Annotated in this window: 20 protein-coding genes; 15 read left to right on the forward strand and 5 right to left on the reverse strand. The window is 60.0% G+C overall.

The annotated features are described in order from the left end of the window. Positions 1-7 precede the first annotated feature (7 nt). The 7 genes from SCM96_02535 (at position 8) to SCM96_02565 (ending at position 7,845) form a co-directional block, all read left to right on the forward strand. The gene (locus SCM96_02535) at positions 8-484 is read left to right on the forward strand and encodes an arsenate reductase ArsC (GenBank protein MDW7759496.1); all 477 of its coding nucleotides are present in this window, start codon (positions 8-10) and stop codon (positions 482-484) included. Between the two features lie 113 nt (positions 485-597). Then, the gene (locus SCM96_02540; GenBank protein ID MDW7759497.1) at positions 598-2,616 is read left to right on the forward strand and encodes an FAD-binding protein; all 2,019 of its coding nucleotides are present in this window, start codon (positions 598-600) and stop codon (positions 2,614-2,616) included. Positions 2,617-2,625: 9 nt separating this feature from the next. Next, positions 2,626-3,417, forward strand: a complete 792-nt coding sequence (locus SCM96_02545) for a 3-ketoacyl-ACP reductase (protein MDW7759498.1) — start codon at positions 2,626-2,628, stop codon at positions 3,415-3,417. 15 nt (positions 3,418-3,432) lie between these two features. After that, positions 3,433-4,128: a DUF5668 domain-containing protein gene (locus tag SCM96_02550; GenBank protein MDW7759499.1), complete on the forward strand. Its 696-nt coding sequence runs from the start codon at positions 3,433-3,435 to the stop codon at positions 4,126-4,128. A 3-nt stretch (positions 4,129-4,131) separates the two neighbouring features. Beyond that, positions 4,132-4,929: a hypothetical protein gene (locus tag SCM96_02555; protein ID MDW7759500.1), complete on the forward strand. Its 798-nt coding sequence runs from the start codon at positions 4,132-4,134 to the stop codon at positions 4,927-4,929. Between the two features lie 78 nt (positions 4,930-5,007). Then, complete coding sequence (locus tag SCM96_02560; GenBank protein MDW7759501.1) at positions 5,008-7,236, forward strand: NADP-dependent isocitrate dehydrogenase; 2,229 nt, start codon at positions 5,008-5,010, stop codon at positions 7,234-7,236. A 156-nt stretch (positions 7,237-7,392) separates the two neighbouring features. After that, positions 7,393-7,845: a DUF3597 domain-containing protein gene (locus SCM96_02565; protein MDW7759502.1), complete on the forward strand. Its 453-nt coding sequence runs from the start codon at positions 7,393-7,395 to the stop codon at positions 7,843-7,845. Positions 7,846-7,863: 18 nt separating this feature from the next. On the opposite strand, the gene SCM96_02570 is transcribed toward SCM96_02565, so the two are convergent. Next, complete coding sequence (locus tag SCM96_02570) at positions 7,864-8,091, reverse strand: type II toxin-antitoxin system PemK/MazF family toxin (GenBank protein MDW7759503.1); 228 nt, start codon at positions 8,089-8,091, stop codon at positions 7,864-7,866. Between the two features lie 23 nt (positions 8,092-8,114). Here SCM96_02570 and SCM96_02575 point away from each other — a divergent pair, with 23 nt between their 5' ends. Together SCM96_02575 and SCM96_02580 are read left to right on the forward strand one after the other, a co-directional pair. Further along, positions 8,115-8,267: a hypothetical protein gene (locus tag SCM96_02575; protein MDW7759504.1), complete on the forward strand. Its 153-nt coding sequence runs from the start codon at positions 8,115-8,117 to the stop codon at positions 8,265-8,267. A 54-nt stretch (positions 8,268-8,321) separates the two neighbouring features. Further along, a complete protein-coding gene (locus SCM96_02580) occupies positions 8,322-9,545 on the forward strand; it encodes an ATP-binding protein (GenBank protein MDW7759505.1) in 1,224 nt (407 codons plus the stop codon). A gap of 181 nt (positions 9,546-9,726) precedes the next feature. Here the strand turns inward: SCM96_02580 and SCM96_02585 are convergent, their stop codons facing one another. From SCM96_02585 to SCM96_02595, 3 genes are all read right to left on the reverse strand, one after another. Further along, positions 9,727-11,427, reverse strand: a complete 1,701-nt coding sequence (locus tag SCM96_02585; protein ID MDW7759506.1) for a glutamine--tRNA ligase/YqeY domain fusion protein — start codon at positions 11,425-11,427, stop codon at positions 9,727-9,729. Beyond that, positions 11,424-12,704: a glutamate--tRNA ligase gene (gltX, locus tag SCM96_02590; protein ID MDW7759507.1), complete on the reverse strand. Its 1,281-nt coding sequence runs from the start codon at positions 12,702-12,704 to the stop codon at positions 11,424-11,426. The genes SCM96_02585 and gltX overlap by 4 nt, the downstream gene beginning before the upstream one ends. A 145-nt stretch (positions 12,705-12,849) precedes the next feature. Further along, entirely contained in the window at positions 12,850-13,320 is a 471-nt protein-coding gene (locus tag SCM96_02595; protein ID MDW7759508.1) for a hypothetical protein, read from the reverse strand. Positions 13,321-13,460: 140 nt separating this feature from the next. Here SCM96_02595 and SCM96_02600 point away from each other — a divergent pair, with 140 nt between their 5' ends. From SCM96_02600 to SCM96_02615, 4 genes are read left to right on the forward strand one after another with little or no spacing between them, the layout of a single operon-like run. Then, entirely contained in the window at positions 13,461-14,804 is a 1,344-nt protein-coding gene (locus tag SCM96_02600) for an amidohydrolase family protein (GenBank protein MDW7759509.1), read from the forward strand. Next, on the forward strand, positions 14,801-16,135 hold the full coding sequence (locus tag SCM96_02605) for an amidohydrolase family protein (protein ID MDW7759510.1): 1,335 nt from the start codon (positions 14,801-14,803) through the stop codon (positions 16,133-16,135). Before SCM96_02600 ends, SCM96_02605 begins: the two co-directional genes overlap by 4 nt. Then, positions 16,132-17,427 (forward strand): amidohydrolase family protein, encoded by a 1,296-nt coding sequence (locus SCM96_02610; GenBank protein ID MDW7759511.1) that lies wholly within the window; start codon positions 16,132-16,134, stop codon positions 17,425-17,427. The genes SCM96_02605 and SCM96_02610 overlap by 4 nt, the downstream gene beginning before the upstream one ends. Beyond that, entirely contained in the window at positions 17,424-18,965 is a 1,542-nt protein-coding gene (locus SCM96_02615) for an amidohydrolase (protein MDW7759512.1), read from the forward strand. The genes SCM96_02610 and SCM96_02615 overlap by 4 nt, the downstream gene beginning before the upstream one ends. A 38-nt stretch (positions 18,966-19,003) precedes the next feature. Here the strand turns inward: SCM96_02615 and SCM96_02620 are convergent, their stop codons facing one another. Then, positions 19,004-20,155, reverse strand: coding sequence for a hypothetical protein (locus SCM96_02620; GenBank protein ID MDW7759513.1), 1,152 nt, complete (start codon positions 20,153-20,155; stop codon positions 19,004-19,006). A gap of 133 nt (positions 20,156-20,288) precedes the next feature. Between SCM96_02620 and SCM96_02625 the strand changes: the two genes are divergently transcribed. Together SCM96_02625 and SCM96_02630 are read left to right on the forward strand one after the other, a co-directional pair. Continuing rightward, positions 20,289-20,816, forward strand: a complete 528-nt coding sequence (locus SCM96_02625) for a hypothetical protein (protein ID MDW7759514.1) — start codon at positions 20,289-20,291, stop codon at positions 20,814-20,816. Further along, positions 20,816-22,591 (forward strand): carbamoyltransferase, encoded by a 1,776-nt coding sequence (locus SCM96_02630; protein ID MDW7759515.1) that lies wholly within the window; start codon positions 20,816-20,818, stop codon positions 22,589-22,591. The genes SCM96_02625 and SCM96_02630 overlap by 1 nt, the downstream gene beginning before the upstream one ends. The last annotated feature ends 23 nt before the right edge of the window (positions 22,592-22,614 follow it).

Below are 22,614 nucleotides of genomic sequence, written 5' to 3' on the forward strand. Positions count from 1 at the left end.
TGCCGCCATGAATAAAAAACGCGTCCTTTTCGTTTGTGTCCACAACAGCGCCAGAAGCCAAATGGCCGAGACCTTTCTCAATGCCCTGGGACGGGATCATTTTGAAGCCAAGAGCGCCGGTCTGGAGCCCGGGCAGCTCAACCCGCTGGCCGTTCAGGCCATGGCCGAGGCCGGATTCGACATCTCCAAGAACCCGACTAAAAGCGTCTTCGATATTTTCCGCCGGGGTGAGCTTTTTTCCTTTGTCATCACTGTCTGCGACGCCGAGGCGGCCGAAAAATGCCCCATTTTCCCCGGAATCACGACAACCCTGAACTGGAGCTTCGAGGACCCGTCCTCTTTTGAGGGAACCTGGGAGGAGCGTCTGGAGAAAACGCGCCGCGTCCGGGACGCCATCCGGTCCCGGGTGGAGGAATTCATCCTCGAACACGGCCCAAAGGATCGCGAGCTTCTCGACTTTTCCCTCGATCAAAAAAAAGACTGAGACCGCGCCGGGACGCCGGATACCCCGATTTTTCCGGAAGCCGAAAGCTTCAACACCGTCCGGAACTCTGATATAATCCCGCCAGGAAACCAACCGGAAGGAGAGCCTGCGCCATGAGGAAGGGGACGTTGCGCATCGGACGTGTCGATTTTCCCGTCCACGCCGTAAACACCCTCATCATTGGAAGCGGAGCCGCCGCGCTCAACGCCGCCGTCCGGCTTCACGATTACGGGCAGACCGACATCGCCATTATCACGGACGCCTGGGACGGAGGGACATCATTCAATTCCGGATCCGACAAACAGACTTATTACAAGCTGTCCCTGGCCGGATCCGAGCCCGACTCCCCTTTGAAGATGGCCGAGGACCTCTTTGCCGGAGGCTGTATGCACGGCGACATCGCTCTCTGTGAGGCCCAGAACTCGCCGCGGGCGTTTTTCGATCTCGTCGGTCTGGGAGTGCCCTTCCCTTTTGACGAATATGGAGCCTACGTCGGCTACAAGACCGACCACGATCCGCGCCAGAGAGCGACATCGGCCGGACCGCTGACCTCCCGGCTGATGTTCGAAGCCCTGGCCCGGGAAGTCCGGAGGCGGCGCATCAAGGTTTTCGACCGCCACAACGCGATCGCCCTGCTGACCGAGGGCAAAGGCGCGGGAAAAGCCGTGATCGGCGCCGTCGCCCTGGATAAAAAACGGCTCCGCCCGCCGGAACTGGGCTTCGTCCTGTTCAACGCCGTCAATGTCGTTCTGGGGACAGGGGGCCCTGGAGGCCTGTACCGGTATTCCGTCTATCCCGAAAGCCAGACCGGATCTCACGGCCTGGCCTTCGCCGCCGGGGCCGTGGCTCAAAACCTGACCGAGTCCCAGTTCGGGCTGGCCTCTCTGAAATTCCGCTGGAATCTCTCGGGCACCTATCAGCAGGTTTTGCCGCGGTATTTCTCGACGGATCGGGAGGGCGGTGACGAAAAAGAGTTTCTGACCGAGGTCTTCCCGGACATGGGTCGGCTGGCCACGGCGATTTTTCTGAAGGGATACCAGTGGCCCTTTGATCCCCGGAAGATTTCGAATTACGGGTCCTCACTGATCGACCTCCTTGTCTACCGTGAGACCGTCGAACGGGGACGTCGGGTTTTTCTGGATTTTCGGCGGAATCTTTCGGGAGGAGGGCGCCTGGAGGACTTTTCCTTCCGCCTGCTGTCCGAAGAAGCCCGGGCCTACCTGGAAAAATCCGACGCGCTCCTGGCCACGCCCATCCTTCGCCTCAAACACATGAATCACCCCGCCTTCGAGATCTACAAGAGCCACGGCATCGACCTGGGTCGACAGCCGCTCGAAATCGCCGTCTGCGCCCAGCACAACAACGGCGGCTTCCGGGGGAATATCTGGTGGGAATCCAACATTCACCGGCTCTTTCCCGTGGGTGAAGCGAACGGCACGCACGGCATTTATCGTCCGGGCGGTTCGGCCCTGAATTCCGGCCAGGTCGGCGGACTTCGGGCCGCGCTCTTCATCGCCAGAAAATCCAGAAAGGCGCCGCGGGCCGACCGTGCTTTTCAGGCCGCGGCAAGAAGCCAGGTTCAGGCCCATTACGAACAGGCTCTGCGCATGATCGATCCCGCATCCCGCGAGACCGGGCTTCTCCGGCAGATCGACGGCGAATTGAAGGATCGCATGTCCTCCCACGGCGCCCATATCCGCAGGGTCGAAGACATCCCGCGACAGGTCCGGGCGGCCTGGAGCCTTCGTCGCAAGGCCGAAACCCAGCTTCGCGTTCCCTCGGCCCGGCTTCTGCCCGAAGCCTTCCGTGTCCAGGATCTCTGCCTGTCCCATGCCATTTACCTGGAAGCCATGGAGGAATACCATGCCCGCGGCGGGAAAAGCCGGGGGTCCTATCTCGTTCTGGACCGGGACGGGCATCTTCCCTGCCCCGGGCTCGAAGCCGCTTGGAAATTCGCCGACACCCCGGCCGATGCCTTCGTCAACCGGAAGATCCTCGAGGTTTTCATCGATGACGACGGGACGGTCCGCAAGCGCTGGGTTCCCGTCCGGCCCGTCCCCCGCGAGGACAAATGGTTCGAAAACGTCTGGAACGATTTCATGAAAGACGGCATCATCCGCGAGGAAGAATAAGGAGAGGCCATGACCATGACTCCAACGGCGGTCGTCACGGGCGCAGGGCGAGGCATCGGGCGCGGCATCACTCTGGAGCTTGCGGCGGCGGGGTTCGACATCTGCGGCATCGACAACGACTTCGATCCGAACCGCACGGATTCGGGTCTGTTCGAGGTCCGGGAACGCATTCTCGCCCTCGGACGGGATTTCCTCGCCCTTGAGGGGGATGTTGCCGCCCTTGACGGGCACGAGGACGTGCTCCAGGCCGTTCTCCGGAAGTTCGGCCGTGTCGATGTCCTGGTCAATAACGCCGGAGTGGCGCCGCTCGAGCGCAAGGGCATTCTCGAGACCGGGCCGGAGAGCTATGATCGTCTGATGGCGATCAATGCCCGAGGGGCGTTTTTCCTGACCCAGCGATTCGCCCGGGAGATGATCCGTCAGGCGGAGTCCCATCCCGAGCCATTCCGCTGTATCGTCTTCATCACCTCGGTTTCGGCCGCAATGTCTTCGACCTCGAGGCCGGAGTACTGCATTTCCAAGGCGGCCCTCAGCATGACGGCCACCCTGTTCGCCGACGCCCTGGCCGGATGCGGCATTCCGGTTTACGAGATCCGGCCGGGCATCATTCGCACCGACATGACCGCGCCGGTCAAAGACGCCTACGACCGGAGGATCGCGGACGGACTCGTCCCTCAGGGGCGTTGGGGCGAACCCGGCGACATCGGGCGGGCCGTGGCCGCGCTGGCCGGCGGGGCGTTCGCGTTTTCGACGGGCGCCGTGATCGAGGTCAGCGGCGGTCTGAACATCCGGCGACTCTAACTCAAGGAGGACACCATGTCATCGAAATCGGGTTCGCAAGGACGCATTTTCTGGGGTCTTTTTCTCATCCTGATCGGATTCCTGTTCCTGCTGGACAGAATGAACCGCCTGGATATCTGGGGTCTTTTCAGGCAGTACTGGCCGGCCGTATTCATCGTCATCGGTCTGTCCATCCTGATCAATAAGGAATTCAGGAATGCCGCCGACGGATATATCTTCATCGTGATCGGCGGCCTGTTGCTTCTCATGCGGATGAGAATTCTCGACCGCTCCCTGTGGCATTACATCTGGCCCCTGGCCATTATCGCCGCGGGACTGTGGATTCTCCTGAGACCTGTCTTTTCAGGCAGAAACAGCGGGTTTCCCAAAATCACCGCCGACGACCTCAAAATCTCGGCCGTTCTGGCCGGAATGAAGAGGCGCGTCGAATCCCTCAATTTCAAGGGAGGAACGGCGGAAGCCGTGCTGGGCGGTGTCGAGATCGATTTTTCCGGCGCCTCGCTCGCCGAAGGGAAAGCGACACTCGCCTTGACGGCCATCCTGGGCGGCATCGAAATCCGGGTGCCCCGAGACTGGCAGATCGTTCTCGAAGGCACTCCGATTCTCGGAGGCATCGAAGATAAAACCCGGGCCGTGTCCGAACAGGACAAGAAAGGCACGCTTTATATCAAAGCGACAGCCGTTCTGGGCGGCATCGAAATCAAGGACTGAAACATGAGAAACGTCCTTTTATGGATCCTGGCTCTCGTCATCACCCTGGTTTCGGCCGTCTACCAGAGAATGACGGGCCCGACGCATCCTCTCCGTGGACAAGCCGAGATATCAGGCGTCGAAGTCGCCTATCGCCTCTTACGAAGCGCGGAGACAACGGAGGACTGCCGCGTGGGCATTCGCGTTTCCGATCCCGGGGTGGAGGGCCGTCTTCTTTATAAGAGATATCCAACGGAGGACCCCTGGACATCGGTCCCCATGACCAGGGAAGGTGAAAGGCTTTTCGCTTATCTTCCTCGGCAGCCGGCGGCCGGAAAACTGGCCTACAAGGTGATTGTCAACGTGGACGGGGCGGACCACATCCTGACCGGTCAAGACCCCCTCATCTTCCGCTTCAAGAATCCCGTGCCGAACGCCGCGCTGATCCCCCACATCATCATCATGTTTCTGGCCATGCTGGTCTCCACCCGGGCCGGGATTGCGGCCCTGGACAAACGTTCCAATCCGAGGCGGTTCGCGATATGGGCCGCGGCCCTGATCATCGTAGGAGGTTTCATTTTCGGCCCGCTCGTCCAGAAATACGCCTTCGGCGTATACTGGAGCGGCTTTCCCTTCGGCACCGACCTGACAGACAACAAGACGGCGCTGGCTCTCGTCGCCTGGATCGCAGCCCTGATTGCGGGACGAAAAAACCGGCCTGCAAGACCCTGGGTGCTGGCGGCATCGGTCGTTACGCTGCTGGTCTATCTGATCCCCCACAGCCTGCTCGGATCCGAACTCGATTACTCCCATCTCGATTGACACCATCCGGCGTTTTCGATATGATGACCGTCCCTTCTTAAAGAAGCGGCCCGATCCCACCAAAACGGAGGAGAAGTCATGACCGACCGCAAAATCTACTGGACAGAGACCGACGAGGCCCCCTATCTGGCCACGTTTTCCTTTTACCCGATCATCAAGGGTTTCACCAAAGGCACCGGCGTCGATGTCGTCCTGAGCGATATCTCCCTGGCCGGCCGCATCCTTGCCAACTTTCCCGACTTTCTGACCGAAGCCCAGCGCATCCCCGACAACCTGGCCATGCTCGGCGAGCTGGCCCTGACGCCCGAGGCCAACATCATCAAGCTGCCGAACATCAGCGCCTCGATCCCCCAGCTTCAGGAAGCCATCGCAGAGCTTCAGTCCCAAGGCTACAAGTTTCCCGACTACCCCGAAAACCCAAAAACAGACGCGGAAAAAGAGATCCAGACCCGCTACGCCAAGGTCCTGGGCAGCGCCGTCAACCCGGTTCTCCGTCAGGGAAACTCCGACCGCCGGGCGCCGGTCTCGGTGAAAAAATACGCCCAGAAGCATCCCAAAAAATTGCCCCTTAAACCTTGGTCCCCCGACTCCAAGACCCATGTCGCCCACATGACCGAAGGCGACTTTTATGGAAACGAGAAGTCCGTGACCGTGGACAAAGGCGGGGATGTCCGGATCGAGTTCCAGGGAGCGGGCGGCGCGGTCAAAGTCCTCAAGGACAAGCTGCCCGTGCTTCCCGGAGAGGTTGTATCCGGGACCTTCATGAGCCGCAAGGCCCTGAGGGCTTTCTACGCCGAGCAGATCGAGGACGCCAAAGCCCAGGGCTTGCTTCTTTCTCTTCACCTCAAGGCGACCATGATGAAGGTTTCCGACCCGATCCTCTTCGGGCACGCCGTTTCCGTCTTCTATGAAAAAGCCCTGACCAAGCATGCCGCCGTTCTCAAGGAAGTCGGGTTCAATCCCAACAACGGCATCGGTGACCTCTATGCCAAGATAAAGGGCCTCCCCGAAGCCAAGCGGGCGGAGATCGAGGCCGACATCCAGGCCGTATACGCTGAAAGGCCGGCCCTGGCCATGGTCAACTCCGACGAAGGCATCACCAATCTTCACGTTCCGAGCGACATCATCGTCGACGCCTCCATGCCCGTCGTCGTCCGCGAGTCGGGGCAGATGTGGGGCCCGGACGGCAACCTCCATGAAACCAAGGCCATGATCCCCGACCGCTGCTACTCAAGGGTTTACAAGGCCATGATCGAGGACTGCAAAAAGCACGGCGCATACGACCGGGCGACCATGGGCAGCGTGCCCAATGTCGGGCTGATGGCCCAGCAGGCCGAGGAATACGGATCCCACCCGACGACATACGAGATCCCGGCCGACGGGACGATTCGGGTCGTCGCGGCCGACGGGCAAACCCTCATGGAGCACAAGGTCGAGATCGGGGACGTCTGGCGGTTGTCGCGGGTCAAGGACATCCCGATCCGGGACTGGGTCAAGCTGGCCGTCAAGAGAGCCCGGGCGACGGGCTCCCACGCCGTGTTCTGGCTCGACAAGAACCGGGCCCACGACGCCCAGCTCATCGCCAAGATCGAACGCTATCTCAAGGACCACGACACGAACGGGCTGACCATCAAGATCATGCCTCCCGTCGACGCCGTAAATTATTCCCTGGAGCGAACCCGCAAGGGCCTGGATACGATATCAGTGACCGGAAACGTCCTTCGTGACTATCTGACGGACCTTTTCCCGATTCTCGAAATCGGCACGAGCGCCTACATGCTGTCCATAGTCCCACTTCTCGCCGGAGGCGGATTGTTCGAGACGGGCGCCGGCGGATCGGCCCCCAAGCATGTCCAGCAGTTCGAGAAGGTCAACTATCTCCGCTGGGATTCCCTCGGCGAGTTCTCGGCCTTCGCCGCCTCGCTGGAGCATTTGAGCGCCGCGTTCAACAACGATAAGGCCAAGATTTTGGCCGAAACCCTCGATGCGGCCATCGGCAAGTTCCTGGACAACGAAAAATCGCCGGCCCGCAAGGTCGGACAGATCGATATCCGGGGCAGCCATTTCTACCTGGCGCTTTACTGGGCCGAATTCCTCGCCGCCCAGGACAAGGATCTGGAACTCAAGGCCCGCTTTACAGCGGTGGCCAAGGCGCTTGGAGAAAACGCAGACAAGATCGACGCCGAATTGATCGCGGTCCAGGGCGTTCCGGTGGATATGGGCGGCTACTATCACCCGGACAAGAAAAAGGTCGATGCGGCCATGAGGCCGAATCCGATCCTGAACGCGATTATCGACGCGCTTTAAGAAGAAGGAGGTCCCATGAGTATGTTCGGAAAAATTCTTGAAAAGCTGGGCGTCAAACAAACCGAGCCTTCAAAGCCGGCCGGAGCCCAAACACTCCAGCCGCCTCCCGCCCCACCCCGGGCAAGCACACCGGTTCCTCCTCCCCCTCCGGCAGGCGTGTCTTTCCAGCCCCCTCCGGCGCCGCCGCGGGCAGGGACGCCTTTACAGCCGCCCCCTGCTCCGCCCAAAGCGGGCGCTCCGGTTCCCCCTCCGCCTCCCGCAGGCGCATCTTCCCAACCGCCTTCCGCCGCCAAAGGATGGTTCCCGTTTCCGACTCCGATGCCGGCTGCGGCTCCGAAGGCCGTCCCCGTCGTGGATGTCATGGCCAAGCTCGAAGAACTCGCCAAGGCCAATCCCCAGAAGCTCAACTGGAAGACGTCCATCGTCGACCTGCTGAAGCTCTTGAATATCGACAGCAGCTTCGCCGCCCGCAAGGAGCTCGCAACCGAACTCCAGTGCCCGCCGGAAAAGATGCAGGATTCCGCCCAGATGAACATGTGGCTTCACAAGACCGTCCTTCAGAAAATCGCGGAAAACGGCGGCAACATTCCCAAGGAGCTTCTGGGCTGACCAGAAACCGTCGGACACTCAGAAAAGAAGCGTTCCGAGCTTACCCAGAATTTCATCGACCGTGCCCGGGGGCAAGGCGCAGATCGGCTCGACCCGGCGGGCCCGCCAATCCAGGTTTTTGACCTGGTCGGAGAGGACGGCCCCTGAAACAGGAAGCCCGGGCGGGATCAACACCTCGAAGGGGTAGCCCATGACTTGGGATGTGACCGGGCAAAATACGGCCAGTCCCGTCCGTCGATTGTAGATTTAAGGAAAACGACCATATCGTCGTGAAAAACAAGACGCGGGGACAATCGGCCGTTCCCGCAGGCAGAGTCGTCTTTCAAGACCTGTTTTCCATCGGAAAGGAATCGCGGGACGAAAACCAAATGTTTTTCAGCGTTCTTCCGATGTTGCGAACCAAGTACTTGACAAAACAATAGCGATCGTCCATTATGCATTAGCACTGCATTATGGACTATACGGGGGGAAAGGATATGTACATTCATCGGACCATGGAAAAATTCGTGATCGAAGCCGACCGCCAGTTCCCCGTGCTTCTTGTTACGGGAGCCCGACAAGTCGGAAAAACCACGCTTCTTAATCGTTTAAGCCGATCCGATCGGACCTTTGTAACTCTTGACGATCCCTTGATCTTGACCCTGGCCCGCGAAGATCCGGCGCTTTTTCTCCAGAAGTATCGACCTCCCGTCTTGATCGACGAAATTCAGTATGCCCCTGAACTCTTGCCCCACATCAAGATGGCGGTGGACAGGAATCCCGGCAAAGGCGGCTTCTGGCTGACCGGCTCTCAACCTTTTCACCTGATGAAAGGCGTATCTGAATCCCTGGCCGGACGGGTGGCTGTTGTTTCCCTTCTGGGGTTGTCGCGCCGGGAGTTGTTGGGTGCCGGCCGTGAATCGGAACCTTTCCTCCCGACGGCGGATGACATCGAGCTCCGGCTGCGGACCGGCGGCGTCCTGGATCTTGATTCGCTCTATCGCCTGATCTGGCGCGGCTCCTATCCGGCCCTCGCCGCCCATGATGACGTGGACAGGGAGCTTTTTTTCTCTTCGTATTTGCAGACTTACCTGCAGCGGGATGTTCGCGACCTGGCCCGTGTCGGGAGCGAAACCGCCTTTGTCCGTTTTCTGCGGGCCGCCGCGGCCCGGACCGGCCGCATGCTCAACATGACCGATCTTGCGCGGGACTCGGATGTCGTCGTGAACACCGTAAAAAGCTGGCTTTCCATCCTTCAGGCCTCGGGGATTGTTTATCTTCTCGAGCCGTATTTCACCAACATCACTAAACGCCTGGTGAAAACGCCCAAGCTCTATTTTCTCGATACGGGATTGTGCGCCTACCTCACGGAGTGGTCCAGCCCCCAAACTCTTGAGGCCGGCGCCATGTCCGGCGCTATCCTGGAGACCTGGGTTGTTGCGGAGCTGCTCAAGAGCTACCATCACTCCGGCCGGAGAGCCCCATTTCACTATTACCGCGACAAGGATCAGAAAGAGATCGATCTTCTGATCGAGCAGGACGGCACGCATTTCCCTCTGGAAGTCAAAAAAACGGCCTCTCCCGGGCGGGACACGGCCGGTCATTTCGCGGCTCTCAAGAACGCGGGTCTTCGCGTCGGCCCCGGCGGCGTGGTCTGCCTGGTTCACGACCATATTCCCCTGGCGGCCGGCGTGCAGGCCATTCCGGTTTCGGCGATTTGACGGCCGGGGCTGTGCGCGGGTCGAGGTTGCCGCAGCGATGAGAAGCAGACTGCGCAGGCGTAGTTGAGCTACGTCGAGCAGGCCGCACCGAAATCGATGCGGTGAGATCGGCACGCCCGAAGGGTCATAACGCCAAATAGAAAAAAGAATCAAAACCCGGCGTTATGACGCACAGTCCCGGCTAGAGGTTTTCGCGGCCGCCTTTGAGGATATTAACCCAAGCATCCCTCAGCGTCACCGTCCTGTTAAAAACCGGCCGCCCCGGCTTGGAATCCTCGCTGTCGGCGCAGAAATACCCCATCCGCTCGAACTGGAAAAAGTCGCCCGGCGCCGCATCTTTCAGTCCGGGTTCGAGGCGGCATCCGGAAAGAATTTCCAGCGACTTCGGGTTGAGATGGATCTTGTAATCCTCGCCCTCTCCGACGTCGTTGGGATCCCGGACGCTGAAGAGCGTCTCATAAAGCCGGACCTCGGTTTCGAAGGCGTGTTCGGCCGAAACCCAGTGAAGGGTGGCCTTGACTTTCCGGCCGTCGGGCGAGTCCCCTCCCCGCGTCGCCGGATCGTAGGTGCAGCGGACCTCGACAACCTCACCCGTCGCCGGATCCTTGACGACCTCTTCGCAGCGGATGAAATAGGCATAGCGGAGACGGACCTCCCGGCCGGGAGACAGGCGGAAAAACTTCTTCGGCGGGTCCTCCATGAAGTCCTCGCGCTCGATGTAGAGGACGCGGGAAAAGGGAATCATCCGCGTTCCGGCCGACGGATCCTCGGGGTTGTTGACTGCCTCAAGATCCTCGGTCTTTCCCTCGGGATAATTCAGGATGACGACCTTGAGTGGGCGGAGGACGGCCATCGTCCGCGGCGCACGGCGGTTCAGGTCCTCGCGGACGCAGTTTTCAAGAAGCGGCATGTCGATGATGCTATTGGCCTTGGCCACGCCCACGATGTCGCAGAAGCGGCGGACAGCCTCGGGCGTGTAGCCGCGACGGCGGATTCCGGAGAGCGTGGGCATCCGCGGGTCATTCCAGCCGGAGACGCGGCCTTCACGAACGAGTTCGAGAAGCCGCCGCTTGCTGAGAACGGTGTGGCTGAGGTTGAGGCGGGCGAACTCGATCTGCTGCGGGTGGTGGATCTCCAGCGCGTCCAGACACCAGTCGTAGAGAGGCCGGTGGACCTCGAATTCGAGCGTGCAGATCGAATGAGTGATGCCTTCGATCGAGTCCGACTGGCCATGAGCCCAGTCATAAGTCGGGTAGATGCACCAGGCGTCCCCTCTCCGGTAATGGTGGGCCCGCCGGATCCGGTAGAGAACCGGATCGCGCATCAAAAGATTGGGATGGGACATATCGATCTTGGCCCGCAGCGTCCGCGATCCGTCCGGAAACTCTCCGGCCTTCATGCGCCGGAGAAGGTCGAGATTCTCCTCGGCGGGCCGCGTCCGGAAAGGGCTGTCCTTGCCGGGCTCGGTGAGCGTTCCGCGCTGGGCCGAAACCTCTTCGGCGCTCAAGTCACAGACAAAGGCCCGTCCCTTTTCGACCAGACGTTCGGCGAACTCGTAGAGTTTTTCAAAATAGTCCGAGGCGTAGTATTCGCGGTCCTCCCAATCGAACCCCAGCCAGCGGATATCCGTCTTGATGGATTCGACGTATTCGATCTCTTCGGTCTCGGGGTTGGTGTCGTCGAACCGCAGGTTGCACACCCCGCCGTACTCGGCGGCCAGACCGAAATTCAGGCAGATGGACTTGGCGTGGCCGATATGGAGGTAGCCGTTGGGTTCGGGCGGGAACCGGGTGAGAACCCGGCCCTGGAATCGTCCGGTCGCGTTGTGATCGTCGATGATGTCCTTGACGAAATGGCGGGGGGCCGCGGGCTTGTCGTTCATGACGCCCTCCGCAGCCGTTCGAGGACTTTCTCTCGCCCGAGGACTTCCATAATTTCGAAAAGGCCGGCCCCCTTGGTCTTGCCGCTCAGGGCGGCCCGGGCCGGATGGATGACGGCGGCGGCCTTGACGCCCGCGGCTTCGGCCGTGGCTCGGCAGGCGGTTTCGATGGTTTCATGGGTAAAGGGTTCAACTCCGGCGACGGCTTCGGCCAATTCGCGGACCCGGTCTTTGGCCCCGGGCTTGGCCAGCTGGGCTGCCGCATCGTCCTCCATGGCGAAGGCGCCGGTAAAGAAGAAATCCGTCATGCCGGCGAATTCCCCCAGGGTCTTGATGCGGATCTTGTAGAGATCGATGATGGAGGCGAGATAATCGTCCCCGCGGCCTTCCGGCAGGGCGAACCCGGCCGCAGCCAGGCGGTCGCGGAGATCCGGCAGAAGATCGGCCGTTTCCCGCTTCATGATGTATTCGCCGTTCAGCCACTTGAGCTTCGTCAGATCGAACTTGGCCTGAACGTCGTTCATGGCCTCGAGTGAGAACATGCCGCCCGCCTCGGCCATGGACAGAATCTCACGGTCCTCGCCCGGATACCATCCGAGAAGGATGAGATAGTTGGCCAGGGCCTCAGGAAGGAACCCTTCGCTCCGGTATTCGCCGACGGCTGTGCCGCCGTGGCGCTTGGACAGTTTCGCCCCATCCTGTCCGAGGATGAGAGGCATATGACCGAAGCGGGGTGGTTCGAGGCCGAGGGCCTCGTAAAAGAGGATCTGTTTGGGGGTGTTCGAGATGTGGTCGTCGCCGCGCAGGATGTCGGTAACGCCCATGTCGGCGTCGTCGACGACACAGGAGAAATTGTAGGCCGGGGAACCGTCGGACTTGATCAGGACCTGCTCCTTGAACGTCCCGGCGTCGAAGGCGATCGGACCGTGGATCATGTCTCGGACCTCGATCGTCCGGCCCGCCTCCACGGGAAAGAGAATGGCCTCGCCGTCCCGGCGGGCCTTGCCCGCGGCGACGAGCTGTTCGGCACGTTCCCGGTAAAGAGGAAAACGGCGGCTCTGGAAAATCGGATCTCCGTCCCAGTCGATCCCCAACCATCGCAGAGAGGACAGGATCTCTTCGAGAAATTTGGGATCGGAGCGCTTGAGATCCGTGTCCTCGACCCGGAGCAGAAGCCGTCCCCCGTGCCGCCGGGCGAAGAGCCAGTTGAAGATGGCAGTCCGGGCGCTCCCGATGTGGAGCCATCCCGTGGGACTGGGTGCGAATCTGACGGTTATCATGGCGCTTTTATCCCGGATTTTATATCATACGACCGTCCGGGGGGTCAAACGCGTCCTTCAGTGTCGGTGGACATGCTCCCGAAAAATGGGGTCGGGGCTTCCGGGCGGGTAAAGGGAACTGCCGGTTCCCGGATGCAGGCCGGGATCAGCGGAAATAGTACCGCACTCCGAGACCGGCTCCAATACTAATATCCGTCGACGGAATGAGGTCGAGAACCGGACCGATTTCGAAAAACAGCTCAAGGGGTGTTTTGTCGAAAAGATAGGCCAACCCCACGGGGAAGCGGATGCCGGCCCGGTTTTTTTTCTGCGACAGAATCCGACCCCCGATTCCATAATAGACCGGCAGAGAGCCTCTCCGCGGGCTGAAGACCCGGAAACTGTGGATCAGATAATCCGCGTGGACATGGAACGCCCCGTCCCTTTCCAAGGACCAGGCGGCCGCGGCATCGATGGCCGTTGTTCTTCCCGTCCATTGCTTGATGGTGATGCCCGTGGGTTCTCCCAGGATAATCCCGACCCCGAAATCGCCGCGGTCGGCGAAGGCCGAGCCGGCGGACAGGATAATCACGGCTGCGGCTGAAACCGTCAAAGACAAAAATGGTTTTCTGATCATGTCGCCCTCCCTGTGGATTCATTATACCATATCGGTTCCGACCGATCCGCCCGGACCTTTTCGGTTTTACTTTTCAATCGGCCGGAATTCGTTTATCATTAAAAATCCTTGCAGACCGAGCCATGACCGAAAGGAGGATCATGCATCCCACCCGAATCCTTCCCGCCGCCTGGTGCCTTGTCTCCCTGATTGCGGCGGCCGGCGTTTTTGCTGAAGAGACACGGCCGGCCTATGCCCTCGAAGGCTGCCGTGTCGTCACCGCCGCCGGCCCCATCCTGGAGAAAGGCGTCGTCGTCATCCGCGACGGACTCATCGAGGCCGTCGGCGAATCCGGAAAAATCAAGATCCCGCCCGACGCCGAGGTCGTCGCCGCCGAAGGCCTGACGGCCTATCCCGGCCTCATTCTCGCACACACGGGGTTCCTTATCGAACGGCCCCGCGAGGAGGCGCCCGAAGGCCGGGCGGCCGCTCTCGCCGCCGCTGCGGCGACAGCCGGGCGGCAAGCGGAAGAGACGCCGAAATCCCAGCCTCTGACCTGGGCCTTCGACCGGATCAAGCCCCAAACCCAGGTTCTGGAGAACCTGCACCGGAGCGGCGTAACGACGATCCTGGTCGCACCGGCACCGGGAATCTTCCAGGGACTGAGCGTCCTTCTCAACCTCAACGGGGACAAGGCCGAACCCATGGTCCTTAAAAACGGCGCCGCCCTGCATATCAATTTCGCCGTCGAACGCGGCACCTACCCGTCGAGTCCCATGGGGACGATGGCCTTCCTGCGCCAGCATTTTCATAACGCGCTCCATTATGCCGAACACCTGTCACGCTACGAAAAGGCCGGACGGGGAATGAAGCGGCCGACCTACGATCCGCTCCTGGAAGCGCTCATCCCCTTCGTCAAAGACCGTCGCCCCGTCGTCTTCCAGTGCAACGACCAGGAGGACATCAAGCGGGCCCTTCGTCTGGCCGACGAATTCCGGCTGAACGCCATGATCGGAGGGGCCAACGAGGCTTGGCGCGTCGCCGCCGATCTGAAGAAATCCGGTCGGCCTCTGTTCGTCAGCCTGAATTTCGCGCCGCCTCCCCGAAGCGCTTATACCCATCAGGGCGAGGATCTGCAGAAGAAGGCCCAAAGCGAGATCTACCCGGCAAACGCCGCCAAGCTGGCCGAGGCCGGCATCCCCTTCGCCCTGACCGCCCTGGGACTCCCGGACGGAGCCACGGCGCTCAGGAACGTCCGGACTGCGATCAAGGCGGGACTCTCCGCCGATGAGGCCCTCAAGGCCCTGACCATCGTCCCGGCCCGGTTCCTCGGCGCCGCCGACCGGATCGGCAGCCTGGAGACCGGAAAGATCGCCAATGTGATTCTCGTCCGGGGGGACATCTTCGATGAAAAGGCCCTGGTCGAGCGGGTCTTTGTCGACGGCCTGTCCTTCACGCCCAAACCCCCGGAAAAGCCAAAAAAACCCGAGGAGAAATCCCGATGAAAAACGTGCGCCTGTCTTTCCGCGCCCTTGTCCTGGCGACGGTGTTCGCCGCCCTCGTCTCCCCGGCGGCCGCGGACGGCGGAGGTGACCTGCTCATCAAGAACGGCACGCTCCTGACCGTCACCGGAGGCGTGATTCCCCGCGGCGACATTCTGATCCAGGGCGGGATCATCCGCAGGATCGGAGAGAACATCCCCGCCCCTCCGGGCATCCGCATCGTCGACGCCTCGGGGAAATATGTCATGCCGGGGATCATCGACTCCCACACACACATCGCGCTCTCCGGAACGAACGAGGGAACCGAAGCCATCGTTCCCGAGGTCGACATGGCCGATGTCGTCCACGCCGACGACGTATCCATTCTGACCGCCCTCAGCGGCGGCGTGACGATGGTCCACACCATGCACGGCAGCGCCAATCCGATCGGCGGGCAAAACGTGACCCTCAAGACGAAGTGGGGGCGCCCCTCTGAAGAGCTCGTCGTCCGCGAGGCGACGCCGACTCTGAAATTCGCCCTCGGTGAAAACGTCAAACAGTCCAACCGGCAAATCGCCTTCAATGTCCCGCGCCGCTACCCCGCGACACGGATGGGCGCCAACGCCATCATCCGGCGTGAATTCCAGAAAGCCCGGGACTACATGGCCCGCTGGGAGCGGTATGAGCGACTGAAGGCCTCGAAAAATCCGCCGAAAAACCTGCTCCCGCCCCGAAAAGACCTGGCCCTGGAGGTTCTGGCCGCGATGCTTCGCGGCGAGATTGTCGCCCGCTGCCATACCTACCAGGCCACGGAAACCCTGGAATTTCTGGAACTCTCCCGGGAATTCGGGTTCAAGATCGGCGCCTTCGAACACGCCTGGGAGGCCTACAAGATCGCCGACGAACTGGCCGAAGCCGGGATCGGCATCTCCATTTTCGCCGACAGCTGGGCCTATAAGATGGAAGCGGCCGAGGGCATTGCACCCACAGCGGCCTATTGCGCACAGCGCGGCGTTCTCGTCTCCATCAACTCCGACAGCGGAGAGCGCATCCGGCGCCTGTTCAACGACGCCGGGAAAGCCGTGAAATCCGGCCTGTCTCCTGAAGAAGCTCTCAAGCTCATCACCATCAATCCGGCCATTCAGATGGGCGTCGAAAAAATCGCAGGCAGCCTCGAAGTCGGCAAGCACGGCGACATCGCCGTCTTCAACGAACACCCGATGAGCGCCTACGCCCGCTGCGACATGACCGTGATCGAAGGCGAAATCTACTTCGACCGCGAACAATATCTCAAGGACCGGGAGGCCGCGGTCGAAAAAGGCGGGGCCGAAAGCGTGACGGGAGGCACCCGATGAGAAAACATCGCATCACGGCGATTTTGTTGGCCGGTCTGGTCGTTTCAACTTTCACAAGCCTGTCCGCCGCGCCGGCCGAAGACAAGGTCCTGGCCGTCACGGGCGCCCGGATCGTCACCGTGTCGGGGCCGGAGATCGCCAAGGGAACCCTTCTCGTCCGGAACGGCCGGATCGAAGCCGTCGGCGCCGACATTGCCATCCCCGATGGCGCCGAGATCATCAACGCCTCGGGCCTTACGGCTTATCCCGGGATGATCGATGCCTATTCTTCCCTGGGACTCGTCGAGATCAGCGGTGTGGCCGCGACCGTCGACAACCGGGAGACGGGCCGGATCAACCCCCAGGCCCGCTCCCTCGAAGCCATCCGCTACGACTCCATGCACATCCCCATCGCCCGGTCGAACGGCATAACGGCCGCCCTGGTCGCCCCTTCGGGCGGCGTCATTGCGGGTCAGAGCTGCCTGCTCGGACTCGACGGCTGGACTCATCGAGACATGGCCATCAAGAGTCCGGCATTCCTTCACGTCGAGCTTCCGGGTATCCCCCGGCGGGGCGGTTTCGCGGCCCTGTTCGCAGGACAACCCCGCGAAACCGCGGATCAAATCCTCAAGGAGCTCAAGGCACTTTTCGACGGAGCCCGCCATTACAAGAAAATGCGGGAGGCCGCAGCCGCGAACCTTACCCTCCCCCATCCGCAGTTCGACGAAACGTCCGAGGCGCTTCTTCCCGTCATCGACGGCGCGCTGCCTCTCATGATCTCCGTCCAGGCCGAAAAGGACATTCTGGCCGCGATCAAGTTCGTCAAGGAGCAAAACGTCAGGGCCGTCTTTTACGGCGCCCACCAGGCCTGGAAGGCGGCCGCGGCCGTCAAGGAATCGGGCATTCCCGTCGTTTTCGGATCGCTCTACGAAATGTCCCCGGTCTGGGAAGACGGCTACGACTCTCTCTACAGAAATCCCGCGATTCTTCACGAAGCCGGGGTCAAGATCGCTTTTTCGTCCTCGAGCGCCGGCGTCGCCAAGGATCTTCCCTATCATGCCGCCAAGGCGGCCGCTTTCGGGCTCGACCGGACGGAGGCTCTCCGGGCCGTCACGCTGAACACGGCCGAGATTCTGGGCCTGGGCGATTCTCTCGGCAGCCTGGATCCCGGCAAGAGGGCCGATATCGTCCTGGCTGACGGCGACATCCTCGAACTCGGAACGAAGATCGAACGGGTCTTCATCGCCGGAAAAGAGGCCGACCTGTCCAACCGCTACACCGAACTCCTCGATAAATTCCGGAGGGACAAATGAACATAAAGCCTCGATTTTTTGCCTCGGCGGTCCTGGCCGCCGTTCTTGTGATCGGATGGCTTCCGTCCACGGACATCGAAGCCGCTCCCAAGGTCAAAATCTCCAAGGAAAAGGCCGCCGTCCTCGACTGGCTGAGCGATCCCGGAGTCGTCGAACGCTTCGGACGGATTTCGGACGCCATCTGGTCTTATGCCGAGCTCGGTCTCCAGGAATTCAAATCGGCCCGGCTGCTGGCCGACACCCTCGAAAGCGAGGGTTTCACCGTCGACCGCGGTTTGGCCGGCATGCCGACCTGCTTCACGGCAAGCTACGGCTCGGGAAAACCCGTGATCGGCATCCTCGGCGAATATGACGCCCTGCCCATGCTCTCACAGAAGGGCGGGGTCCCCTACCAGGATCCCATCGTCGCGGGAGCGCCGGGCCACGGCTGCGGGCACAACGCCATGGGCACGGCGGGAATCGCCGCGGCCATCGCCGTGAAGCGGGCCATGGAGGCTCACGGCATCAAGGGGACGATCAAGTTCTTCGGCTCGCCGGCCGAGGAGATCGTCGTCAGCCGCCCCTACATGATCCGGGCCGGCCTGTTCGACGGGGTGGACGCCGTGATCGACAACCACAGCTCGAGCGGCTTCGGCACGGGCTACGGCCGCGGCGGGAACGCTCTGTTTTCCTCCGTGTTCACGTTCCGCGGCAAGACGGCTCACAGCGCCGGGGCGCCCTGGGCGGGCCGGAGCGCCCTCGACGCCGTCGAGATCATGAACGTGGCCGCCAATTACCTCCGCGAACATCTTCATCTCTCCCAGCGCCTGCATTATGTGATTCTCCAGGGCGGAGAGGCGCCCAACGTCGTGCCGGACAAGGCCTCGGTCTGGTATTACGTCCGCAACACCGATGAACGGCTCGGGGACATGTACACCCGGGTCATGGACTGCGCCCGAGCCGGCGCCCTGGCCTCAGGCACGGAGCTCGAATCCGTCCGGGTCATCAGCGCCGTCCACCAGCGGCACGCCAACAAGGCCGCGGCCGAGCTCTTTCAGAAAAACATCGAACTCGTCGGCATGCCGGAATGGTCCGAGGAAGAGCATGCTTTCGCCAAGGCGCTCCAGAAAGAACTCGGAGCCCCGGAAATCGGGATGCCTTCCGAGGTCGGTCAACTCAGGGAACCGCGCGGGGACGCCATGGGGGGCGGATCGTCCGACGTCGGCGACGTCACCCTGATCGCCCCAACGGCGACCATCGTTTTTCCGGGCCAGGTCCCGGGCTCGATCGGCCACCACTGGTCGTCGGTCGCCTCGAATTACGGAACGGCGACCTGGAAAGGGCTGAACGCCGGGGCCAAGGCCATGGCCGCCTCGGCCGTCGATCTTCTGACCTCTCCGGCCGAATTGAAAAAGCTACGGACGGAATTCGAGGCCTATACGGCGAAGAACCCCTACAAGTCCTTTCTCCCGGCCGACGCCGTTCCGCCTCTCGACATCAACGAGGAACTCATGAACAAGTTCCGCCCGCTCCTGGAGAAACACGCCGTTAAAAAATAGCCCGAACGATTCGCGTTAAGTCAAAGCGCAGCAATCCCTCATTGGAGAAGCGGGGATTGAACGATGTATTCGAAAAGAATTGAAGCCGCAAGCTCATGGCCCCTTTCATTCAAATGCATATCGTAAGTGAAATGAAAAGGTTTCTTGGACTTTGAGTATTCACGTCGGAATTCATGGACCAGGGATAAAAAGGGGACATCCGCTTTTTGACAGAATCTTTCGAGCCTTCGATCGGTCATGTCGAAATCCCAGTCGTCCTGATGAGAATCCGGGCTTATGGTCCTGACATATCTCCATCGGCTCTTCTCATCCCCCATTCTCCAAAACTCAGGAAAAGACACAAGGAGAAACTCCGATCCCGCCTCTAGGGAGATATCCCGGGCCTGCAGAATGTGTTTTTGGGAGTTATTCCAGGCATCCTTCCATCGTCCGGCATGTTGATGAGAGAAGATGAGCATGCTCGCATGAACAAACCTGTTTTCGTCAAGATCAGCGTGTTTTCGCGTTTGAATTCCCTGAACCCAGCGGGCCGTTTTCAAAGCAAGGATTTGGTTGAATCGGGATTTTTCGAGCAGCAGATAGCGTGGATACAAGACGCTCAGATCTTCGACATGTTCTTTCCGAAGCGCATTTTGACGCTTCTGGTCGGCGGCTCCATGAGGATCGTCGTCGATAGGATCATTGCTCAAGAACTGCATAAGGACCAGATCCGGCTGAAAACATAATCCGATATCCCTGAGGACCTCCAGGTTTTTGACGGCTCCGTTCCCCGACCTGCCGAAGGCGAGGACTTCCACGCGGGAGTCATGGAATTCGTTGAGCTTTCGTTCCAGGATTTTAGCAAAGTTCTTAGAAATGGGAACTTCCTTGGCCTCGACAAAGGAATCTCCGACAACAACAATCCGGAATGTTCCATCAGGTTTGTGAACACCATAGTCATAATCGTGGAATCCCAGCCGATTTCTCGAGGATACATTATGGAATTCCTTTACTGCACCGAGGGGGCCGGACCAAACAAAGGCTCCGGGCGGAATATTCTCGTAATCGCCGGAAGTCACGAAAGATATCGGATTCCCCTTCGGCAGCCCGGTGATGCGTTCCCAGAAAACACGGGAGATCATTTCCGTCCCGGCTAAAGCCAGAAGGATGCCCACAAGCAGCAAGGCCGATTTTTCCAGCCACTTTTTCATGTTAGACGGGCGGGAATTATAACACATTTCACCGCCGGAATCATGGCGCAGCGGCGTTTCCCCCTGACGAATGTTTTTTGACAGAGAGGGGGTTTTCCAGTAGAATGTGGCGTCGAAATTAGCTGAGACCAAAATGGATTTTCTTTCAACCCTTATTCTGATTCTGCTCACATTGGTTTCCTATAGCGGCGGCGCCGTCGGCAAAGCCGGGAAATCCGTCGAGCTGAGACCGAGATTTCTGGATCTATTCCTGGTTCTTGTTCTTTGGGGCGGTGCCCTTTATTCCAGGAACCTGCTGGAATTGAATCCTTGGCTGATTGTTCTGATCTGGATGGCCGCGGCATGCCTGGTCGGAATCATGGCGGTATGGGCCGGAAGGCCGGATGCAGCGCCGGTCCCTCCCATAAAAGGCGGGAACGAACTCCATCCTTCTTCCCTGAAAAGGTTGATGGCTCGATGGGCGGCGTTTTCGAAACGGCTGGGATCTTTCCAGGGCCGAATGCTCCTGTCCTTCCTCTATTTTCTGGTCGTGGCACCTTTTGCGGTGGGAATCCGTCTGCTGGGCGATCCTCTTCAGCTCAAGCCCCGCACGAGCCCCTCGTTCTGGAATAAGCGGGAAGATTCCGGTGTCGATATGGGATCGATGAGGAGACAATTCTGATGGTGGTGTTGGGAATCTCCTGTTTCTATCACGATGCGGCCGCTGCGCTTGTTCGGGACGGCCGGCTTGTGGCGGCGGCGGAGGAGGAACGGTTCACACGGATCAAACATGACTTCGATTTTCCCAAAGAAGCCGTCCGGTTCTGCCTGGACGAGGCCGGGCTGTCGATTCATGACGTGGATTATGTCGTGTTTTACGAGAAGCCGTTTCATAAATTCGAACGCATTCTCATGTCGTCCATGCAGACATTTCCGAAATCCTGGAAGGTTTTCCGCGAGTCCATGATCACATGGCTGGGCGACAAACTCTGGCTGAAGAACATCATTCGGGATCAGTTAAAAATCGACGACGGCAAGATCCTGTTCAGCGAACACCATCTGTCCCATGCCGCAAGCGCGTTTTATCCCTCGCCGTTCGAAGAGGCCGCGATTCTCACCGTGGACGGCGTCGGGGAATGGACGACGGCTTCCATGGGAACCGGAAAGGGCAACGCCATCACGCTCCTGAATGAGATCCGCTTCCCCCATTCCCTGGGCCTCCTGTACAGTGCTTTCACGGCTTTTCTGGGGTTCAAGGTCAACGAGGGCGAATACAAAGTCATGGGGATGGCTCCCTACGGAAAACCCCGGTATTTGGACAAAATCTTCGACCATCTGATGCACGTGGCGCCGGACGGCTCGTTCCGGTTGAACATGGATTATTTTTGCTTCCATTATTCGGATCATCGGGCTTTCACCGCGAAATTCGAAAAGTTGTTCGGCCCGCCGCGAAAACCCGAAAGCTTTTTTTTCACGTCCACGACCCGGTATCCGTCCTATTTCGGGGAAAAGCCGTCGAATTTCGCGGAACTCTGCCGGGAAAATGAACACTATGCCGACATCGCCGCCAGCATCCAGAAGGCGACGGAAGAGGTGATCCTGAAGCTGGCAAATTCGCTGCATCAAAAGACAGGATTGAAAAAGCTCTGTCTGGCCGGAGGCGTGGCCCTGAATTCCGTGGCCAACGGGCGAATCCTGCGTGAGACCCCCTTTGAAGAGATCTTCATTCAGCCCGCCGCGGGAGACGGCGGCGCCGCGCTGGGGGCCGCTCTTCATATGCAGCATGGCGTCCTGGGGCAACCTCGACATTTCATCCTGGAACATGCTTATTGGGGAAAGGCCTACTCCAACGGAGATATCCGGAGTTTTCTGGACGGCCGCGGGATTCCCTATGAGCATTACGATGACGAGGACAAGCTGACGGACAGGGTCGCCGAGCACATTCAAAACGGAAAGGTCATTGGGCTGTTTCAGGGAAGATTTGAATGGGGACCGCGGGCTCTCGGCAACCGAAGCATCCTGGCCGATCCTCGAAGCGAGGACATGAAGGATCTGGTCAATATCAAAATCAAATTCCGGGAGCCTTTCCGGCCCTTCGCCCCCGTTATCCTTGAAGATCACATCGGGGATTATTTCCAGGGCGAAAACATCGCCGGACAGTACCCCGCCCGATACATGCTGCTTGTTTTACCGCTCAAGGAGGACAAGGCCGAGTCCGTCAGCGCCGTGAACCACATGGGAACGGGACGGCTTCAGTCCGTCCGTAAGGAATGGAATCCCCGGTATTATCAAATCGTTGAAAAATTCGGAGCCGCCACGGGAGTCCCCGTTCTCTTGAATACCTCCTTCAACCTGAGGGGCGAACCGATCGTCACGACTCCGGCCAACGCCTTCAATACATTCAGCCAGAGCGGCATCGATTATCTCGTCATGGAGAATTTTCTTGTCGGCAAGTAATTCGAATTCCTCCGGAAGGATGG

The sequence above is a fragment of the Acidobacteriota bacterium genome, from assembly GCA_033549365.1.
Lineage (GTDB): Bacteria > Acidobacteriota > Aminicenantia > Aminicenantales > Saccharicenantaceae > JAWSUF01.

Coding starts and splice junctions, on each gene's coding strand:
- SCM96_02535 (MDW7759496.1), top strand. CDS start 8: ATGAATAAAAAACGCGTCCTTTTCGTTTGTGTCCACAACAGCGCCAGA.
- SCM96_02540 (MDW7759497.1), top strand. CDS start 598: ATGAGGAAGGGGACGTTGCGCATCGGACGTGTCGATTTTCCCGTCCAC.
- SCM96_02545 (MDW7759498.1), top strand. CDS start 2,626: ATGACCATGACTCCAACGGCGGTCGTCACGGGCGCAGGGCGAGGCATC.
- SCM96_02550 (MDW7759499.1), top strand. CDS start 3,433: ATGTCATCGAAATCGGGTTCGCAAGGACGCATTTTCTGGGGTCTTTTT.
- SCM96_02555 (MDW7759500.1), top strand. CDS start 4,132: ATGAGAAACGTCCTTTTATGGATCCTGGCTCTCGTCATCACCCTGGTT.
- SCM96_02560 (MDW7759501.1), top strand. CDS start 5,008: ATGACCGACCGCAAAATCTACTGGACAGAGACCGACGAGGCCCCCTAT.
- SCM96_02580 (MDW7759505.1), top strand. CDS start 8,322: ATGTACATTCATCGGACCATGGAAAAATTCGTGATCGAAGCCGACCGC.
- SCM96_02585 (MDW7759506.1), bottom strand. CDS start 11,427: ATGAACGACAAGCCCGCGGCCCCCCGCCATTTCGTCAAGGACATCATC.
- gltX (MDW7759507.1), bottom strand. CDS start 12,704: ATGATAACCGTCAGATTCGCACCCAGTCCCACGGGATGGCTCCACATC.
- SCM96_02595 (MDW7759508.1), bottom strand. CDS start 13,320: ATGATCAGAAAACCATTTTTGTCTTTGACGGTTTCAGCCGCAGCCGTG.
- SCM96_02600 (MDW7759509.1), top strand. CDS start 13,461: ATGCATCCCACCCGAATCCTTCCCGCCGCCTGGTGCCTTGTCTCCCTG.
- SCM96_02605 (MDW7759510.1), top strand. CDS start 14,801: ATGAAAAACGTGCGCCTGTCTTTCCGCGCCCTTGTCCTGGCGACGGTG.
- SCM96_02610 (MDW7759511.1), top strand. CDS start 16,132: ATGAGAAAACATCGCATCACGGCGATTTTGTTGGCCGGTCTGGTCGTT.
- SCM96_02615 (MDW7759512.1), top strand. CDS start 17,424: ATGAACATAAAGCCTCGATTTTTTGCCTCGGCGGTCCTGGCCGCCGTT.
- SCM96_02620 (MDW7759513.1), bottom strand. CDS start 20,155: ATGAAAAAGTGGCTGGAAAAATCGGCCTTGCTGCTTGTGGGCATCCTT.
- SCM96_02625 (MDW7759514.1), top strand. CDS start 20,289: ATGGATTTTCTTTCAACCCTTATTCTGATTCTGCTCACATTGGTTTCC.
- SCM96_02630 (MDW7759515.1), top strand. CDS start 20,816: ATGGTGGTGTTGGGAATCTCCTGTTTCTATCACGATGCGGCCGCTGCG.